The organism is Alcanivorax sp. HI0083 (assembly GCF_001635175.1).
In genome coordinates this window covers 1-2,837 of the sequence record NZ_LWFX01001740.1, presented here as the reverse complement: position 1 = coordinate 2,837, position 2,837 = coordinate 1, and the positions used below count along the sequence as shown (strand labels likewise).

Genomic DNA, 2,837 nt, shown 5'->3' with positions numbered 1-2,837 from the left:
TGGGTGTGGGCGCGCAAGGCCTGGGCGGCCTGACCACCGTGCTGGACGTGAAAGTAGTGGATTACCCCACCCACGCCGCCAACAAGCCGGTGGCACTGATCCCCAACTGTGCCGCCACCCGTCACGCCCACTTTATCCTCGACGGCACCGGCCCGGCCGACCTGAAAGCACCGGACCTGGAAGAGTGGCCGGACATTGCCTGGGGCAACGACGAAGGTGCCAAGCGTGTCAATCTGGATACCGTGACCCCGGAAGAAGTGCAGACCTGGCAGCCCGGTGACACCCTGCTACTGTCCGGGAAACTGCTCACCGGCCGTGATGCGGCCCACAAGCGCATGGTAGACATGATCTCCAAGGGCGAAAAACTGCCCGTGGACTTCACCAACCGGTTTATCTATTACGTAGGGCCGGTGGATCCAGTCGGTGACGAAGTGGTTGGCCCGGCAGGCCCGACTACTGCTACCCGCATGGACAAGTTCACCCGCACCATGCTGGAAGAAACCGGTTTGATCGGCATGGTCGGTAAAGCTGAGCGTGGCGACACCGCCATCGAAGCCATCAAGGACAACAAGGCCGTGTACCTCATGGCCGTAGGCGGCGCCGCCTACCTGGTCTCCAAAGCCATCCGCAAATCCCGCGTGGCGGCCTTTGAAGATCTGGGAATGGAAGCCATCTACGAATTCGAAGTGGAAGACATGCCCGTCACTGTGGCCGTGGACTCCCTGGGCGAATCCGTACACAAAACCGGCCCGGTCATCTGGAAACAGAAGATCGCCGAAAAGAGCGCGCAGTAGGTACTACGCAGTTCGCCCAAAAAAAACCGTGCTTTCAGCGCGGTTTTTTTGTGGGCGAACGGCTGCAACACGCTTCATGCAACAAGCAACACGAAAAACCCAAACCGTCAAAGCAACCCGCACTTTTTTGTAGGAGTTCCTCTCGAGGGACGAACCCCGCGCTAGATAACCTGACAAACTTGGCAATCAACCCTCCAACCTTAACTTTCTCACCAGCCTGGTTATCCCGCCCTAAATTCTCTTTTTCACCCGCACACAAGTTGAATATGTAGGATATGGCTTACAGATTTTTGTAAGTTGCTGAGATAAAGTTAATTTTCAGATTTTTCGATGCAAGAAAAGTCACGACAAAATTTCCCGTTCAACACGCAAGTGCAAGAAAAGTCAGATGAGAATGGTTCCTGACTTTTAGCTAAAATATTGATTGTCTTGTTATTTAGGGTGGTTTCAGGGGAAAGTCGGATCGGGGATATATTGCAAAGTGATATATCGCATCTGCAATTGAATACGCTGTTAGGTTGCTCTGCCTTTTCCTGTTTATTGAGGTCAGAGCAGTTTGAAATTCACTGCCAGTAGCAGGCAGTCCAGCATTAGGCATCGTGCCGAGTTACATATCCGGCAGTTCCGTTCCTGGTGCCGTTGTTGAGGTTGGGAGTTGTGGCAAGGCTTTCCCGTTCGTTGCGGGCAGCCACAATCAAGGTTGGGGGTAGCTGCAAAGTCTGCGTTCTTGCAGGTGCCATAAATTCAGGTTGGGTTCGCAGGCTCACATCGTGCCAGTAGTTGGCAGTGGCGTGTCGCCAACCTAACCAGGCAAGGCAGCGGACGCGAAATACGCGCCGCTGCTCGCAGCGTTAAATGGCTCTGCTTTTTTATGGCAGCGCAAGATTCCAAGTCGGTGCCATAAGTGAGCATTCGGGTGCCGTTAGAAAAATAAGAGGTTGTGGCTAGGTTATCCCGTTCGTTGTGGGCGGCCACATTTCAGGTTGGGGGTGTCTTCAAGTCTTCATTTCTTGCGGGTGCCAAAATTTAGGTCTGGTTCGCAGGCTCACATCTTGCCCTTAGGTAGGGTGGTGTGTCGCCACTTAACCAGGCAAGGCAGCGGACGCAAAAACACGCGCCGCTGCTCGCAGCGTTAAATGTCATGAGAAATATCGTACTAATTACAATTCTAATTGCACTTTCTGGATGTACTGTGTCAGCAAGAAATCACCATTTTGAGCTGGTTGACTATAGCTCTAAAGATTACGACGATTTTCAGAATATTTGGTGCTTTTCAGGAGGTTCAAAGGAATCTATCCAGGTCTGCTCTGCTCCATATAAGCGACGCTCAGAGAGCATCGGTTTTTTGCTGCCTGTATTTCCCCAATTGGATAGAGAGTCAAGGCTTGCTTACGACACGAGTCAGCCTCGAGTAATTGAATTCAAAAATATTAGAGAATCTGGGAATCTAAGCCTTAGTGATCTAAACGGGATAGAAGAATGTTCTTCAAGGTATGCTAAAAAGTGCATTTCCAGAGAAACGATATCAGTTGATCAAAGCAGTTCAATATGGCTGAAAATCCCTGAAGGTGAGCAACATGAGTTCCTAGTTTTTACTGAAAATGTAACTTTCAAGGTTGTCATTAAAGAATTTAATGAGGTCCGGTGGCACGCCGTCACCGTATGAGAAAAACATTTAACAAAGCGCTGCAGGCCGACATCTTACTTTGCGCACCTTTTGCGCGGTCGCTACGCTCCCATTTTCGCGCAAAAGGCGCCCAAAGTAAGCTGCGGCTGAGCGCGGCGTTAAGTGCATAAAGGAATCATGGCTTGTTCGAATCAAATGAATTGAATGAAATTCTCAAGTCAGAGCTGGCTCGAGGCAACGAAATTGCCGAGGAATCAGCTTGGCCACCCAAATGCAAGAAAATAGTTATTCTAAAGCGTCGTTTTCATCACTCGTATGAAGATAGCGGCCTAGATTACCGAAAAATAAATGATCCGCATTATTGGTATGCGGAGTACTCTACAAGCAATCAGGCTGAGTGTTTAGCATGCAAATGA

2 protein-coding genes are annotated in these 2,837 nt (G+C 50.3%); both read left to right on the top strand.

The genetic code is table 11. The annotated features are described in order from the left end of the window. On the top strand, positions 1–794 hold a 794-nt coding region (locus A3754_RS25330), incomplete at its 5' end, for a fumarate hydratase C-terminal domain-containing protein (RefSeq protein ID WP_197468866.1). A gap of 1,072 nt (positions 795–1,866) precedes the next feature. Continuing rightward, the gene (locus A3754_RS26840; RefSeq protein ID WP_156497230.1) at positions 1,867–2,460 is read left to right on the top strand and encodes a hypothetical protein; all 594 of its coding nucleotides are present in this window, start codon (positions 1,867–1,869) and stop codon (positions 2,458–2,460) included. Positions 2,461–2,837: the final 377 nt, after the last annotated feature.